The organism is Oleiphilus sp. HI0117 (genome assembly GCF_001635235.1).
Genome location: NZ_LWGA01001109.1, coordinates 1 through 16,842, shown reverse-complemented (window position 1 = coordinate 16,842; position 16,842 = coordinate 1). Strand labels below are relative to the sequence as shown.

15 protein-coding genes are annotated in these 16,842 nt (G+C 44.8%); 9 read left to right on the top strand and 6 right to left on the bottom strand.

Going from position 1 to position 16,842, the window contains the following annotated elements; translation table 11 throughout:
* Positions 1–774: M48 family metallopeptidase (locus A3757_RS19950; protein WP_197470149.1), on the top strand; the 774-nt coding region annotated here is incomplete at its 5' end.
* An 11-nt stretch (positions 775–785) separates the two neighbouring features.
* Here A3757_RS19950 and A3757_RS19945 read toward each other — a convergent pair.
* The gene (locus A3757_RS19945; protein ID WP_068509662.1) at positions 786–2,111 is read right to left on the bottom strand and encodes an MATE family efflux transporter; all 1,326 of its coding nucleotides are present in this window, start codon (positions 2,109–2,111) and stop codon (positions 786–788) included.
* A 180-nt stretch (positions 2,112–2,291) separates the two neighbouring features.
* Between A3757_RS19945 and hisC the strand changes: the two genes are divergently transcribed.
* The gene (gene hisC, locus A3757_RS19940; protein WP_068509665.1) at positions 2,292–3,359 is read left to right on the top strand and encodes a histidinol-phosphate transaminase; all 1,068 of its coding nucleotides are present in this window, start codon (positions 2,292–2,294) and stop codon (positions 3,357–3,359) included.
* 232 nt (positions 3,360–3,591) lie between these two features.
* Here hisC and orn read toward each other — a convergent pair whose 3' ends face one another.
* A complete protein-coding gene (gene orn / locus A3757_RS19935) occupies positions 3,592–4,149 on the bottom strand; it encodes an oligoribonuclease (protein ID WP_068509667.1) in 558 nt (185 codons plus the stop codon).
* A 135-nt stretch (positions 4,150–4,284) separates the two neighbouring features.
* On the opposite strand from orn, the gene rsgA reads away from it, so the two are divergent.
* The 4 genes from rsgA to asd all read left to right on the top strand — a co-directional run bounded on the left by rsgA (position 4,285) and on the right by asd (position 8,954).
* On the top strand, positions 4,285–5,334 hold the full coding sequence (rsgA, locus tag A3757_RS19930; RefSeq protein ID WP_068553429.1) for a small ribosomal subunit biogenesis GTPase RsgA: 1,050 nt from the start codon (positions 4,285–4,287) through the stop codon (positions 5,332–5,334).
* A gap of 115 nt (positions 5,335–5,449) precedes the next feature.
* The gene (locus tag A3757_RS19925; RefSeq protein WP_068509670.1) at positions 5,450–7,189 is read left to right on the top strand and encodes an HDOD domain-containing protein; all 1,740 of its coding nucleotides are present in this window, start codon (positions 5,450–5,452) and stop codon (positions 7,187–7,189) included.
* A gap of 66 nt (positions 7,190–7,255) precedes the next feature.
* Complete coding sequence (locus A3757_RS19920; RefSeq protein WP_068507602.1) at positions 7,256–8,068, top strand: sulfurtransferase; 813 nt, start codon at positions 7,256–7,258, stop codon at positions 8,066–8,068.
* Positions 8,069–8,093: 25 nt separating this feature from the next.
* Complete coding sequence (gene asd / locus A3757_RS19915; RefSeq protein ID WP_068507599.1) at positions 8,094–8,954, top strand: archaetidylserine decarboxylase; 861 nt, start codon at positions 8,094–8,096, stop codon at positions 8,952–8,954.
* Positions 8,955–8,959: 5 nt separating this feature from the next.
* Here asd and epmA read toward each other — a convergent pair whose 3' ends face one another.
* Positions 8,960–9,955 (bottom strand): EF-P lysine aminoacylase EpmA, encoded by a 996-nt coding sequence (gene epmA / locus A3757_RS19910; protein WP_068507597.1) that lies wholly within the window; start codon positions 9,953–9,955, stop codon positions 8,960–8,962.
* 44 nt (positions 9,956–9,999) lie between these two features.
* The gene (gene efp / locus A3757_RS19905) at positions 10,000–10,572 is read right to left on the bottom strand and encodes an elongation factor P (protein WP_068507556.1); all 573 of its coding nucleotides are present in this window, start codon (positions 10,570–10,572) and stop codon (positions 10,000–10,002) included.
* A 224-nt stretch (positions 10,573–10,796) separates the two neighbouring features.
* On the opposite strand from efp, the gene epmB reads away from it, so the two are divergent.
* The 3 genes from epmB (at position 10,797) to A3757_RS19890 (ending at position 16,052) form a co-directional block, all read left to right on the top strand.
* Positions 10,797–11,825, top strand: coding sequence for an EF-P beta-lysylation protein EpmB (gene epmB / locus A3757_RS19900; protein WP_068507605.1), 1,029 nt, complete (start codon positions 10,797–10,799; stop codon positions 11,823–11,825).
* 208 nt (positions 11,826–12,033) lie between these two features.
* Positions 12,034–13,845 carry a hypothetical protein gene (locus tag A3757_RS19895; RefSeq protein ID WP_068509967.1) on the top strand — a complete coding sequence of 604 codons (1,812 nt, stop codon included), beginning with the start codon at positions 12,034–12,036 and terminating at the stop codon, positions 13,843–13,845.
* Between the two features lie 110 nt (positions 13,846–13,955).
* On the top strand, positions 13,956–16,052 hold the full coding sequence (locus A3757_RS19890; RefSeq protein WP_068509966.1) for an EAL domain-containing protein: 2,097 nt from the start codon (positions 13,956–13,958) through the stop codon (positions 16,050–16,052).
* 9 nt (positions 16,053–16,061) lie between these two features.
* On the opposite strand, the gene A3757_RS19885 is transcribed toward A3757_RS19890, so the two are convergent.
* Both A3757_RS19885 and A3757_RS19880 read right to left on the bottom strand, forming a co-directional pair.
* The gene (locus A3757_RS19885; protein WP_068509964.1) at positions 16,062–16,526 is read right to left on the bottom strand and encodes a MazG nucleotide pyrophosphohydrolase domain-containing protein; all 465 of its coding nucleotides are present in this window, start codon (positions 16,524–16,526) and stop codon (positions 16,062–16,064) included.
* A 9-nt stretch (positions 16,527–16,535) separates the two neighbouring features.
* Positions 16,536–16,842 (bottom strand): ACT domain-containing protein (locus tag A3757_RS19880; RefSeq protein WP_156506440.1); only part of this gene is annotated, 307 nt, incomplete at its 5' end.

Genomic DNA, 16,842 nt, shown 5'->3' with positions numbered 1-16,842 from the left:
TTGGTAGCGGTCGCTAGCTGGGGTTTTATCGCTTATGGCATTCCTTTTTTCAGCGAAGAATTGGCCCACGCACTGCCCGCTGAAGTATCAACAAAAATTGGTCACGGAGGCTTAGAAATCCTAGATAAGAGCGTGTTTCAAAGCAGTGAATTAGCTGAAGAAGAGCGCGACTCCTTAAGGCAGGCCTTTAATCGCATCGCCGACGAGCTGACAAAGATTGAAGGCCTTGAGCTCATTCCAATGAAAATCGAGTTCCGCAAAAGCGAGTCCATCGGTGCGAATGCTTTTGCACTTCCATCAGGAACCATTATTTTTACCGATGAGATGGTCAAACTCGCAGAGAACCAAGAGCAGCTGGAAACGATCATGCTGCATGAAATTGGACATATCGCTCACCGGCATAGTCTGAGAAGACTGATACAGCAATCCAGCCTAGCCCTATTCATCGTTATCGTAACTGGCGATATTTCAACCACCAGCCAAGCAATTCTTGCCTTACCTGGTGTTCTTCTGCAAGCAGGCTATTCCCAAAAAATGGAGCTCGAGGCTGATGATTTTGCGCTGAAACATTTACAAGAGTTTGGCTTACATCCTGAGGATTTTATTACCTTAATGGAGAACTTAGAATCCCAAGAAAAAGACCAAGGTGCAAACGAGCCCGAAGAAAACATAGGTAGCGTGGAGCCAAAACAAGAATCTGAAATACAGGGCTATTTTTCAAGCCACCCAAGCACGTCAGAGCGGCTAGAACGATTTAGAAATCACCGTCATTGAAGCGCTAAACACTAAAGCTTAGCGCCTCCCCATTTCCCTCTATGCCAGTGAATACCGTAAACAAAACCTTGGCCCAGGCGAGAGAAAGAAAACAAAAGCCAAATCACCAGCAAGGGCGGCTCAAAATAAACTACTGCGATAAGACCTAAAGGAAAGAACACAGCCCATTGAGAAAGCATACTTGTCTTCAAGACTACTTTTACGTCACCACTTCCCAGCAAGGCGTTCATAAGAATCACACCGATAACATCGATAAATATTAAAGCCCCCGTCACCTGCAAAGGTAAGCGAGCCGCGTCAATGGTAGCCGTATCTGAAGTGAAAAAGCGCAAGATAAGCTCTGCATTGAAGGCTAATAACATACCGAGTATCAAGGTTATCCCTCCGCCAATTTTGGCAACATCATAGGCCCAGAGTTTAGCCTTCACCTTGTCTCGTTCACCTAAGCTTGTACCTACCAGCGTTGCAGCGGCCATACCAAAACCAAAGCCTGGCAAAATACATAACATCAGAATATTGATGAGTATATTTAAAGCGGCAACTTCACTAACGCCTATTTTACCCACCATCCAAAACAAGCTGATCATACCAATCGCAATTAACAGCTGCTGAAAACCTGCTGGAATGGTGAGTCTAAAGACGCTAGCAAGATCACTTAAGCTTGGTTTTATACGGAATAATTTTAACGACTCCAGCTTGAAGAAGCCCAAACAAAAATACAGAACAGAACCAACGCCCATGGCAATGGTACTCGCCCAAGCCGCACCATCAGTCCCCATAGCGGCGAAACCAAGGTGACCGAAAATCAATATATAGTTCAGAATAATATTTAGTACATGAATAAACACTAGCGACAACATGTAATACTTTGGCTGACTAATGCCATTAAAGTAACCGCGAAAGGCGTAATTCACCCCCATGAAAACCGTCGCGAGGACTCTGATCTCCCAATAAGAGCTACCTAATTCAGCGACTTCGGTATCGGCATTAAGATATGGAAAAATAGAAGGTATATAAGGATAAATTAAAGCTGTCAGAAGGCTGCCAAATATTACGGCGATCATCACACCTGCAAATAGCGACACCCCAGCTTGCTCGATTTTCTTCTCACCCAAACGACGAGAGGCAACAGCTTGAACACCGCTAGACAGCCCCAGAACCATGGCGCTTGAAACGAAGGCTGCAAAACTCCCTGTTCCTACTGCGGCTAAGGCACTAGCCCCCAGATGACCGACCATTGCGACATCGACGATATTCAGTATATTTTGCGAGATCATACCGCCAATAATAGGCAGAGAAAGTAAAAAAATTAGTTGAAAGCGGTCTAGGGTGATCATTATCGTTCTTATTGTATTTGCTTAATAAGCGCATAATATTTGCACCCCCCCCACACTCGAAACCAGGCTTAAAAATGATTTAGATAATTTCATTCTTGGCGATTAAGCCGGTATTCGGTAAAGTAAGCAGTAATCTAAATTCGCCCTCGCGATATCAGTTTTCAATTTAAGAGAGTTATTATGAGTCAGTTCTGGAGCCCCATCGTTCACAAGCTCACCCCTTACGTTCCAGGTGAGCAACCTAAGGTTTCCAATCTTATTAAGCTCAATACTAACGAGAACCCTTATGGCCCCTCTGACAAAGTTCTCTCGGCCCTGAAGGCTGAAGCGTCTGATTCTCTTCGTTTATATCCTGATCCAAATGCCAGTGAGTTGAAAAGTGCGATAGCCGAATATTACGACCTTGAAGTCGAGCAGGTTTTCGTCGGTAACGGCTCAGATGAGGTGCTAGCACATACCTTTATGGGCTTGCTATCAAATGGTAAGCCGCTACTCTACCCCGATATTACTTATAGTTTTTATCCGGTTTATTGCAGCTTATACGAAATTGAACCTAAGACTCTTCCACTTAGTGAACGGTTTGAAATAGAGCTTAGCGACTACCCAACAGATAATGGCGGCATCATCTTCCCTAACCCTAATGCACCAACCGGTCGTGTATTGCCATTAGACGAAATCGAAGCTCTGCTGAAAAGGAATACTGAATCAGTGGTCGTCGTGGATGAGGCTTATATCGATTTTGGTGGTGAAAGTGCCGTTGCGCTCGTCAATAAGTATCCCAATTTATTGGTTATTCAGACCTTTTCTAAATCTCGTTCTTTGGCGGGCTTACGTGTCGGTTTTGCCATTGGGCATAAAGACTTGATCGATGGCCTTGAGCGAGTGAAGAACAGCTTCAACTCCTATCCGCTTGACCGCTTTGCAATCAAAGGCGCATCGGAAGCGATTAAAGATAAAGCTTATTTTCAAGCCTGCTGCGATAAGACCATTGAAACGCGTGATTGGCTAACACTAGAGCTCGAGAACTTGGGTTTTGAAGTCATGCCTTCTGCGGCAAACTTTGTGCTCGCCAAGCACCTAGATATTGAAGCTGAAGCTCTCGCTGCTGGTTTGCGTGAACAATCGATTATCATTCGCCACTTCAAACAGCCACGCATTAAAGATTATCTTCGGATTAGTATTGGTACACCTGAAGAATGCCAGGCACTGATTGCAGGACTTAAGCGCCTAATCGTGGGATCAGAGTAAAAATAGCTTTTTTTACTCTGACCCGAATGGCACTTACTTAAGCTGAATTGCACCCATTTTACAGGGAAATATTATTCCTCTTTGCAGCGAAGCGCTCCGTGCCCTCTGTGGTTAAGAGGGCTTAATCCTAAAGATCAAAACCCCAAAAACGAACCCACCACAGAGGACACAGAGCGGCCGGAGGCCTGCACGGAGAAACCAAAAGAAGGGTTCTTAAAGGAGTGGCACTTACTTAGGCTTTAATAAAGTGCTCCCGGTAATATTTTAGCTCTTCAATCGAATCTCGAATATCATCAAGTGCCAGGTGAGTACCTTGTTTTTTTAAGCCTGATTGAATCTCTGGTTTCCAGCGCCTAACTAGCTCTTTCAATGTACTGACATCCAGGTTCCGGTAATGAAAGAAGGCTTCTAGCTCCGGCATATACTTCACCAAGAAGCGCCGATCCTGACCAATGGTATTTCCGCAAATTGGCGAGCAGCCCTTATCTACATATTGCTTCAAGAACTCTATCGTATCTTGTTCTGCTTCTCTCTCGGAAGTATTGCTGGCTTTAACCCGAGCAGTCAGACCATTTTCACCATGTGTTTTGGTACACCATTCATCCATAGAGTCCATCAATTCGTCACTTTGGTGAATCGCGATAACCGGCCCTTCCGCCAGGGTATTTAGCTGTGAGTCGGTCACAATCGTAGCGATCTCGATAATGCGCTCTTGTTCAGGATCCAAGCCGGTCATTTCTAGGTCGATCCAGATAAGGTTGTCTTTATGTTTCGCGGGGCTGTCGGTCATCAAAATAGTCCTATGATTAATGCTGGTGCTTGGCAGCTAAAGATAATCACTATATTCGATATAAACAAGCTTCTGGAATACTTTTACTGCTAGAATAGCGCCATTGGTTCTTTTCCTAGCGATTCATCGGAGCTTATGAGCAAACGTAAACTGAATAGACGGCAGCAATGGCGTATCGAAAAAATACAAGCTGAGAAAGCCGCACGTGCCGACCGCAAAGACAAAAAGCTAGGGCAAGAATATGCAGCAAGCGATTTAGGTGAAGAACAAAAAGGCCTGGTCATCGCGCACTATGGCCAACTGCTCGATATCGAACCCAGCGAAATTTGCGAAGGCGAAACAGAAAAACTTGTTCATCGCTGCCATGTCAGAGCAAATGTCGATGCTTTAGTCACCGGTGATGAAGTCGTCTGGCGCCCCGGCAAAGACCAAAGCGGTGTGATCGAAACACGCCTAGAACGCCACAGTTTACTGCAACGCCCAGACAACTATGGGCTGCTCAAACCCGTAGCCGCCAATATCGACCGTATTATTATTGTTGTCGCCACTGAACCCACACCCTACGCTAATCTAATTGATCGTTATCTGGTGGCCGCTGAAACTCTCGACATCAAGCCTGCCATACTGTTTAACAAAAGCGACTTGATTAATGATAATAACCGCGCTCAGATAGAAAAACTCTGCCAAAGCTATGAAGCACTTGGCTATGAAGTACTCAAGACCTCAGCCAATGAAGTCGAGCATTGTGAGTCCACCTTATTCGACTGGCTAAAAAACTACACCAGCGTCTTCGTTGGCCAATCCGGTGTCGGCAAGTCTTCACTGATTCGTAGTATTCTGGGTGATCAGAGCATTAAAGTCGGCGCGCTTTCGGAAGTATCCCGTAAAGGTACTCACACCACGACGACAGCCAAGCTTTTTCATATTCCGGGTGGCGGTAGAATTGTTGACTCACCGGGCATACGAGAATTCGGCTTATGGCATATCAATGAGCAAGAACTGTTGGAAGGTTTTATCGAACTCAGGCCGCATATTGGCTACTGCCGTTTTCGTGACTGCAAACATAATAATGAGCCCAAGTGCGCGATCCTTGACGCCTACGACAAAGGTGAGATTAGTGAAGAGCGCATGAATAGTTACCGCAGAATTAGAGAAACACTCGGCGACAAAGAAACCTACCAATAATACTCAGCCATTAATTGCCTGCATTATTAAAAATCCAATCTATACTCTAGTCATAGTGAGCTATTTTCAATAAATTGCTCGCAACTCCTAACTATCAATCTATTACATTAGCTTTATGACTGACTCAAAAATGCCCGATAGCGCTGAAGGCTGGGCAAACTTTCTGGTGACAAAGTCACTTCCCTCGCCATTTAAAGTGGGTCAAAAAGTCATTCGTATGCTAGAAAAAAAGGTTATTCCATACTCTCATCTGGCTGCTCACGTTAATAAAGACCCAATCTTGGCTTTTTACGTCATGTCACACGCCAATGATAGCCAGCTAGAAGATACACCGAGCAGTAAGACACTGGCACACGCCATTAGTATGATTGGCATTGAGCGCCTAACAGAGCTGATAAACGAGCAACCCTTTAAAGCTATTTCCTTAAAGAGTATTACCAGTTTCTACTACCTTCGAACACTATCAACCAGTTTATATGCAGGCCACCTCGGTCGAGCCATCGCTAAAAGAAAAGGTAAAGGAAACCCCGAAGACGTTTATTGGTCCAGCTTGTTTCTGGGTGCGCCTATCTGGTATTTATGGCGCTTTGCAACGCCTGAAATGCGTTTAGTACGCTATGCCATTCGTTCCAACTACAAGCTCCCCCATGTTGCCGAGAAAGAAGTATTAGGCGGTACAATCGTCGATGTCACGACCGCTCTGGCTAAAAAGCTAAACGTTCCTGCCCTGGCTCAGGCATGCTATCAACCAGATAAACAATTAAGCCATAAGCAATGGGTCACTATTGCCCGCTCTTTTAGCCCTGATGGGAAACCGCTCCGTGTTGAAGATCGCGACATTAATATGCTGATGCAGTCTCCACATTTTGTCGTGATGCTGGCAAACCTGATTGCTCACTATTCTTCATATTGCTGGTATTCAAGGGCAACATTAAGAGCACAACGGATTCTGGCTTGCTACTTAAACTGCTCGGTTGATGAAGCGATTCAGCTAACTCATGAAGCTGCTGCAGATATGTCACGCGCTCATCCTATGCCAGGCGTAATGCAACCGGCTGCTAAATTATTCGTGCCACCACGCAAGCGCACTAAAGCACAAAGTGAGTGCCAACTCAGTGAATTCCAGTCAGATGCCTATGCGCCATCTCAGAAGGGAAAAGCAGCGCCCCCTGCTCCAGAAGCGCCAATAGCCAGCTCTACTAAAACTAACAAGCTTGAAGACACCAGACAACACGAGAACCGGGACGTACCGAAACCTGAAAAAATTAATGCACCGACTAATAAAGAAGGCATTGCTGAAAAAGCGCAAGCAAACGGGCCGCTTTCACGGAACCCCTTATATACTGAGCTAACACATATCATGGCTCATCGCCCGCAGGAGTTTACCGACCTACATGAGCTGATGAATGCCGCGACCCAAGGCATTGCCTACGGCATTGAGTTAGAACGAGCATGCGTGGGTCTGATAAGCAAAGACCGCAGCCGCTTTAAAAACTATTATTCAGTCGGGTGCCAAGATCACCCTGAACTTAAGGATTTTGAAAGCAAAATAATCAAGAATACTATTTTTGAGAAATTATGCTCTCGCCCAGCCAGTATTTGGGTGAAACCCTCTAGTGACAAGAAGATACTCGACCTGATTCCCATGAATTTCAAGGGCGCCACCGACTCAAAAGAGTTTTTCTTAATGTCGGTATTTGTTGGCAAAAAACCGGTTGCCCTTTTCTTCGCAGATAACACTGACAACCAAACACTCACCGACGCTCACTATAAACAATTCAAATACCTATGCAGCGCAGTCACTACTTCCTTACAGCATCAAGCGAATCGTCAAGCATCAAAGGGTGAAGAATAGTTAGTCCCAAACTTTGTCATCTGGTATGATCCGCCGATCATCATTTGAAGCAATGAGAACTAACAAATGTCAGATCTGTTAATTGAAGCGCCTCAATTACTCGCACTATTAAATAATGAAGACTCCTCTGAAAAGCTGATCATCGTCGACCTTGGAAAAGAAGATCGCTACCTAAGCGCTCATATCCCCGGTGCAGTACTGGTAAGCCCTAATTTAACCCAGGCGGGTCCGCCGGTGCCCGGCCTTGCTCCGAGTAAAGAAAATTTAAACGATTTAATGCAAAGCATTGGTCTGACTCCCGATAGTCAGGTTATTGTATACGATGATGAAGGTGGCGGCTGGGCAGGACGTTTTATCTGGCTACTCGATGAAATTGGCCATAACAACTACCGCTATTTGAATGGCGGCTTGCACGCATGGGCTGCTGAAAATTTCGACATGGAAAGCGGCCCTGTGGCTAATGAAAAGTCAGATATTCAAGTGTCTTTTAGCGGTAAACATAGCCTCACTCTCGCGCAGCTAAAAGAGCTTGTAAACACTCAAGATTTGCAAATCTGGGACGCTCGTTCTCCGATGGAGCATAGTGGCGAAACTGCTTACGCAGCCAGAGGCGGCAAGATTCCCGGCGCACTAAACTACGAGTGGACTCGCGCGATGGATCAACAAAATAGCCTAAAACTAAAACCCTTTGACACCTTGTTGAGTGAGTTAGCGACTGTTGGAATAAGCCCAGAAAAGCCAACCGTCACACACTGCCAAACCCACCATCGCTCAGGCCTCACTTATCTATTAGGCAAGCTACTTAGCTTCACAGATATAAAAGCTTACCCTGGTTCTTGGGGCGAATGGGGAAACCAAGCTGACACCCCTATTGAATGAGTAAATTACTACTAACGGACTTACTATGAAACTCGATGATCTATTTATTTTCAGTCAATATATTGCACCGCAACACTTGATCTCGCGGGCAGCAGGAAAAGTCGCTGAATGTGAAATTCCGGCGTTCAAGAATAAGCTGATCGCTTGGTTTATTGATAAATACGGCGTCAATATGTCTGAAGCCTTGCTTGATTCGCCAGAGAATTTTAAGCACTTCAATGACTTCTTCACTCGTGAACTTAAACCTGGCGCACGGGAAATTGACACCCAAGAAGATGCAATCATTTCTCCGGTTGATGGCGCGATTAGCCAGCTAGGCCAGGTTGATAAAGGCCAGGTATTTCAGGCAAAAGGTCAGAGCTTTAGTGTGGTAGAGCTGCTTGGCGGCGACATTGAACGAGCCGAACCGTTTATGGGTGGCGACTTCTCAACAATCTACTTGTCGCCTAAAGATTACCATCGAATTCATATGCCCTGCACCGGCACATTAAGAGAAATGGTTTATATCCCTGGTAAGTTATTTTCGGTTAACCCGGTAACGGCAGAGAATGTCCCTCGCCTATTCGCCAGAAATGAGCGTGTTGCAGCCATATTCGATACCGAGTTTGGCCCGATGGCCATGGTCTTGGTTGGTGCAATGATTGTTGCCAGTATCGAGACCGTTTGGTCTGGTTTAGTCGCTCCGGTTAAGCGCGATGTGAACAGTACCCTTTATGGGGATGCGAGCAGTATCACTCTGGAAAAGGGGCAGGAAATGGGACGATTCAAGCTCGGTTCTACCGTTGTATTGGCGTTTCCAAAAGGCACAACACAATTCAATGAAGCAATGCAGGCAGGCTCCCCCGTTAGAATGGGTGAAAACTTCGGTAGTATCATTAAAAGCTAGATTTACTAGACCCGACTTAGAGGGAAGCTCAATACATCTTCAATGCTATTGACTCCCTCTTTGATCATCAACAAACGATCCAAACCTAGGGCAATTCCCGAACAGTCTGGCATACCAGACTCCAAAGCTGATAAGAACTTCTCATCGATTGGTATCCCATTCAAACCCATATCCTGGCGTACCAAATTATCAGATTCAAAGCGCTGGCGCTGCTCTTTAGCATCCGTTAGTTCATGATAGGCATTCGCAATCTCGAGCCCGTTTATATATAGCTCGAACCTTTCTGCGACCAATAAGCCATCCTCATCATGCTTCAAGGCGGCTAGAGATGCTTGTGATGCGGGATAATCCGAAACAAACACGGGTCTAAGCTTACTATCTTCAGAACAGCCCAAGTATGGCTCAATACAGACGCTTAGTAGCAGATCCAGGTACTCATCACGTTCCAAATTAGGCCCGGAATAGCCGGCCAACTCTATTGCTTTCTGCCTCAGTACATCAATAGCGACTATCATCGGGTCAAGATCTAAATATTTCCGAAACAAGTCGCGATAACTAACTGTCGACACTTCACATGAACCCAAAAGAGTTTCCAGTAGGTCTGCGGTTTCTTGCATCAGAGCGTTGAGATCAAAGCCTGGGCGATACCATTCAAGCATGGAAAATTCAGGATTATGTCGTACGCCGCTTTCAGCATTACGAAAAGTTTTACAGATTTGGAAAATCGAACCACTCCCCGCAGCAAGTAGACGCTTCATAGGGAATTCAGGAGAAGTATGTAGATATAAACATTCTGAACCCGCACCAGGTGCAGAATTCAAAGCGCAAGACAAACTTTCCAGATGAGGATCTGTCGCAGTTGAGCGACCAAGAATAGGCGTTTCAACTTCAAGCACATGACGTGCGACAAAAAAAGCCCGAAGCTGCGCATATAGCTCAGCCCGGGCTTTTAGTCTTTGCAAAGAACATGTTGGTTGCCATTGTTCTGAAGTTTTATTCATAACAAGCAAGCAAACCTCTAATCTCTATGCAATCAATTGCTCAATTATGACTTGGCACGACTCACGTATTCACCAGTACGAGTATCGATACGCAGCTTCTCACCAATATTGACAAATAATGGCACATTGACCGTTGCACCGGTAGAAAAGGTAGCCGGCTTTGTGCCACCTTGAGCTGTATCGCCTTTCAAACCCGGGTCAGTTTCTACCACTTCCAGCTCAACAAAGTTTGCTGCAGCAACAGCCAAGGGTGCACCATTGAATAGTGTGACCGTATAAACATCCTGTTCCTTTAACCACTTAATTGTATCACCGACAGCCTTTTCATCAGCAGCATGCTGTTCAAAAGAACCATCAGTCATCATAAAGTGCCAGAACTCACCATCGGTATAGAGGTACTCCATATCGAATTCCATTACGTCAGCCGCTTCAAGAGATTCACCTGACTTGAAGGTTCTCTCCCATTGACGCCCAGTATTGAGGTTTCTCAACTTAACGCGGTTAAAAGCCTGGCCTTTTCCTGGCTTTACAAATTCATTCTCAATCACCGCACAAGGATCACCATCCAACATTACTTTTAAGCCTGAACGGAATTCGCTGGTAGAATAACTTCCCATTTTGATCTCACCTGTTTCTGTCTCCTACATATTTATGCAGGAACTATTCAATTTACGGAATTATTTTCTCGCTATCTTGGTCCAGCCTAATCTATACAGGGCCAATGAGTGGGCGACAAACTGTTTTCTATAGCTTTACTTCGCTATATACTGCGCGGTTTACCGGCCTCTTTACATCAAGGGCTGACTCTTTTTTAGGCTCGCAGACCAAAATTAAAGCGCACATGATACATCTATCAACTATTCCTGTCGAAAATAAAGCGCAATACGGTTCATGGCAGTCTCAACTTAGCCAGTGCAAAATAAGTACTGCAGACTTGCTGAACAAGCTAGGTCTGAACGATCATCCTTTAGTAGATGAAGAGGCTGAGCGTTTGTTTGAATTAAGAGTACCACCACGTTACTTGGCAAGTATTCGTTCAAACGACCCGAATGACCCACTTCTTCTACAAGTACTTCCTCAAAATAGAGAGTTCAAGCAAGTCGATGGTTTTAACGATAGCCCTCTGAACGAGGAAGAGTACTCTCCCGTCAAAGGCTTACTGCACAAGTACAATAATCGGGTATTACTCATGAGTAGTACTGTGTGCGCTATTAACTGTCGTTACTGCTTCCGCCGGAATTTTCCTTATGACGCGCATCGCCAATCAAAAAACGAATGGCGAAAGGTCTTCAACTACATTGAAGAACACAAAGAATTAGATGAGGTAATCCTGAGCGGTGGCGAACCCTTAATACACAATAACGACCACCTTGCCTGGCTAATAAACAATATTGCTGATATCAAGCATATCCAACGCATTCGTATTCATTCTCGAATGGTCGTCAGTATCCCGGAAAGAATCGACCAAGAACTATTAAAAATATTTTCTGATTGCAACAAACAACTCATACTCGTCACACACTGCAATCACCCTAACGAGTTAGATAGTCAACTCAGACCCTGCTTCACTGCTCTCAAACAGGCTGGCGTCACCTTATTGAACCAGGCAGTCTTGCTAAAAGACGTCAATAATCATGCAGAGACACTAACAAAGCTTAGTCTAGCGCTCTTTGACCTGGGCATTCTCCCTTACTACCTATTTATGTATGACCGTGTTTCAGGCGCAGCGCATTTCGAGGTCTCTGAGCGCGAAGCATTTAAGCTCTATAAGCAACTTCTTGGCGCTCTGCCTGGTTATCTCGTTCCTCGCCTCAGTCAGGAAATCCCGGGGCAAAACTCTAAGAGCCTGGCAACATTTAGTTGGCCATAAATAATGTGCTACTGAGAACTAAATCGAGCCTGTAACGCGATTTAACAATTCAAGCCACACTTTTTCCCCCTCATTCAAGACAATACCATAATCCCTGCTATGCTAGTTATAAGCGTATTATGGCTACGGTTTCGCATAATTTTCTGACTAGATGCTGACCCGTACAAGCAAAATAAGTAGCCTCTTACTACAAATTTAGGAATCATGAATGCACGGCCAAGATATAGAATTAAATTTATCCACCCCCGAGCAAACTTTAATCAGTTTTTCTTTTGCTGAACATACTCCAGCAGCAATTAAAGCTTGGGTGAAGGATTTGCCGATGGCTAATGTGGGAGAGCTCTCACGCCAGTTATACCAGGCAATAATCGAGTTTAATAAGCTGACTCTTCCTCCTCTAACACGAATGCAAATTCTGGAACTATTGAGGCCGCCAATAGACTATGTATGTAAGGAGCTGTCTAAACACTTCCTTAATCAGTCAGTTGTACTAAGTGAAAAACAGCAAAAAATTGCTAACCTGACTCAAGCTATCCAAATACATCTCGCAACCTCGTATAAGATAATTCTTATCGATAGCGTGCCTAACATTAATAGCGAAAAAGTCAGGAAAAACTTTACTTGTGCTGCTCATAGGATGATGTCCGAGTATGGGCAAGTCCTGCTCCGATCTAATCAGCTTTATATTCACACTCCCAGAGATATCTGGGTCGAAATGCATCAGGTTTTCTACTTTGCTGAACAACACAATTTACTGAAATATACCGTTGCAGACGATCAAAGAAGAGACGGACGAGAAACTCGAATAGATCAAGTCTATAAACAGAATCTCTTACTAAGCTGCTGTCGCCCTAACCAGCTACGTCAAAACGATATACAGATTGCTTATTACGCTTTCGAATTGTGGTCAGACCTAGTTGACATCGGTGCCGATCAAATCGATGAATCAGTCTTTGTAATCAATATCGAGCAAGATCTACCACCTCGATACAAAAGCTTACTTAAAAGTACCAGTGCCAGCCATTATGGCTTTAACACGACCGAACTAGTGAGCAGACTAAATGAACACCTTAACACTGAAGTAGAGCAGGCAAAGTCAAAGAAGCGTATTGAAAAAGAGCCGATCATAGCACTGCCTAAGCATATTTCCGACGTCGTTTTGGATCATTTACATCATTCATTCGGTGTATTAACCAAGCGCAGCTTTAAACGGGTAGAAGATGAGGGTGCCCTAAACCTATGTGTTGGTTTAAGTGCAAGCCACTATTACACCTCGGGAAAAGTCGAGTTCCACACACAAATGCTTCAACATGCATCCGGTTCAACCTCAGGTGATGACAATATTTTCCTAAGTGCCACCAATCAGTCTCAGGATGGTTGGGGTGACAGCTATGATGCCGGTAGTCATTCGGCGACTACGCCCTCCGACGCGCCCATTTCCTATGACCGAGCAATCGATGACAAGCTCGACAGCGCTTACCCGAAGTACACAGTTCCTTTAGTCAATACAAGCCCTGGTGGCTATTGTCTGCAATGGGAAGGTGAAGTACCAAGCAATATTCAAGCGGGTGAAATAATTTCCTTGCGTGAAAATGCTCAGCAAGCATGGAGCATCGCGGTTATTCGCTGGATCAGACATATCAAGCAGCAAGGTACCCAGGTAGGGATCGAACTATTAGCGCCTAGCGCTAAGCCATGTGGTGTCCAATTGCTTCAGAAGACGGGAGACCCTAGCGAGTACCTAAGAGGACTCCTGTTACCAGAACTGAGTGCCATAGGTCAGCCTACGACACTTATTACACCCAGGCTTCCCTTCATGTCCGGTCATAAGGTATCGATTCGAGCCAATGGCGCCGAAGGAAAATGTAATTTAGAAACACGTGTATCAGCGACCGGTAGCTTTAGTCAATTTGAACTGTCAGAAAACAAACAAATGAAAGAGCTGACTGAAAATCGGGTTCCTGATATTGAGGTAGGCGACAACGATGATGACTTCGACTCATTGTGGCCGACACTATAAATAGAGAACTGAAAACGAAAATAGAGCACACCATAAGCGCTCTATATTAATAACTTGCCTGGTTTAACAGGTATATATTTTTTGAACATTAAGAGCAGTATCCCAAGTCAATGAGCAAAATAAACGACACAATTTATCTACTTATTCTCGACCCATCAGAGAACGACGCAGAAAAGCTAATCAGCCTGTTGCGCAATGCCGGCATACCTACCCGGGCAAAGCGTATCGAGTCTGAAGAAGAGTTCGTCGATGCGCTTGAAGAGCAGTCTTGGGATCTATTTGTTGCCCGCGAAAAAGAAGCTGACTTTGATATAAACCAAGCCCTAGTGCATATACGCCAAAAAGACCGCGATTTGCCCTTTATCGTCTTAAGTGATGCTTATGACGATGAGCAGCTGGTTAAGCACATGAAAGCCGGCGCAAAAGATGTCGTACCTTTCGAAAATGATAAACACATAGTCGTCGTACTGCGACGAGAGTTAGAGAGTCGAGCCGATCGTAAAAAGTTGCGTTTAATGGAAGCAAAAATTCGCGATGCAGAGCACCGCTGTGAATTGTTACTCGATAGCTCAAAAGATGCCATTGCTTATATCAGTGATGGTATGCACATCTATGCCAACAGCTCCTATATGCAGTTCCTTGGCTACGATGATATCGATGAAATGATCTGCATTCCTGTGCTTGATACCTTTAATTCAGAATCACAAAGCAGCTTCAAAGAGCTATCTAAGCCTTTTTCAGATAACCCGCAAGCCGAAAAGACCGAAGCAACAACCTGCATATCCATTCGTGAAGATGGTACTGAAATTAGCGCAACCATGAGCCTTTCCGCTGCAACTTACGACGGCGAAGACTGCCTACAAATTATTATCCGTCCAGAGCATGACAATGAAGAACTTGCGGAAAAGATAAAAGAACTCAGCCAACAGGATCTGCTAACAGGTTTATATAACCGCCAATACTTTATGGAACAACTGCACGATGCAAAAGAATGTGCGGTAAATAATAGTACGCATGCAGGCGTACTTTACCTGGCCATCGATAACTTTCAGAAGATAAAAACCAATTTTGGCATGGCTGATGCCGACCTGGTACTACGCGACCTGGCTCATGTTATTGATAGCAACCGAAAGAGCGACCATCACCTGGCTCGATTAAGCGACGATGTTTTTGGCCTAATATGCCCGGCACAAAATGGAGATGATGCCGTTGAAGTCGCCCAAGCTTATGGTCAGGCTGTTGAAGATCACTTATTTGAGGTCGATGGAAAAACAATTCAGATAACACTTAGTACTGGTGTCACTTTGATAACTGAGAATGCCCCCGCCATCAATGATATTCTAGGTAGAGCTCAAACGGCGTCTCAAGAACTCGCTTCTCAGGACAACGCTGAAGAGATAAATGGAGTCAAACTGTACACGATTCAAACTGATAAGCCTTTAGATGACCATGACATGGCAATGGAGCTGATTCAGGATGCAATCGACAATGACAAATTCAAGCTGCTCTTCCAACCGATTATCAGCTTGAGAGGCGAAGGGGATGAGAACTACGAAGCCTTTATTCGCATGCTGAATGAAGAGGGCGAGGAAATTTCACCCTATGACTTCCTGCCACCAAGCGGCCCAAGTAATATGGCCAGCAAAATCGACAAATGGGTTATCTTACAAACAATTAAACACTTAAGTGAACATAGATCAAAAGGTCATGACACCAAACTCTTTATTAACCTGACCAGCGAGACGCTACAAGATCAAACCTTCACCTCATGGCTGAATGTAGCGCTGAAAGCCGCTCGCCTACCTGGCGACTCTTTAATTTTCCAGATATCGGAAAACAACGCTATCACTTACATGAAACAAGCAAAAGAGTTTGCCAAAGGTATCAGCACCCTACACTGTAAAATGTCGATCAATCAGTTCGGCCATGCCTTAAAACCTTTCAACCTTCTGAAACACTTAAGCCCAGAATACATCAAGCTTGAAGGTTCCTTTACTCAAGATATGCAAAAGGGTGAAGATTCAAAAGAACAGGCTAAAGAAATGATTCAGACCTTACAGTCCATGGGTAAACTCACTATCGTGCCGCTGGTAGAGAGTGCAGCCCTGCTATCAACTTTGTGGCAAGCGGGCGTCAACTATATTCAGGGTTACTACCTGCAAGCACCCTCTACAGAAATGAACTACGACTTTAGCGAAGAAAACTAATTGGAAAGCTTATTTCTCTTTCAGTTTGGCCAACTCCCAGAGCTGGTCTAGTTGAGTTAAGGGCACCTCGCTCACAGAAGTGCCCTGATTGCCCAATTGCTCCTCGATAAATTGAAAGCGCGAAGTAAACTTATCATTGGTAAGCTGAAGCGCATCTTGAGGAAGTACACCTAGAAAGCGCGATAGATTCAAGCAGCTGAAAAGCAAGTCACCAAACTCAGCTCGAATTTCAGGCCTTTTAAAAAGGTCTTCAGCCGTGCTTGTCTTACACTGCGCTTTCGCTTTTATGACTTCCTGCTTAAGCTCGTCCAGTTCTTCAGCTATTTTATCAAAAACTGGCTCTATTTCAGGCCAATCAAAGCCGTGCTTAGCTGCGCGCGCTTGAATATCCAAAGCCTGGTTCAGTACTCCATCTTTATTGGAAGCACCTTCTAGAATACTATCCTGAGCCTTTTTAACTTTCTCTGAAGACACCAAAGCTCCTTAGTTACGTTTTCTGCGAGCATCAATAATATTGGGTAATTGCTTGATCTTGGCTAGGGCTTGCCCAAGACTCGCCAAGCTCGACACATCCATTGCAATGGTAATGGTCGCAATATTTTCTTGTGGGTCAGAGTATGAATTCACGCCCGTTACATTGACCTTCTCGTTAGCTAGTACAATCGTTATATCCCGAAGCAGGCCTTCTCGGTCATAGGCTTGAATCTCAATACCCACACCATAGGCTGCATCGGCTTCATAGCCCCAGGAAACTTCTATAATACGATTTGGCTCCAAGTCTTCAAGCTGG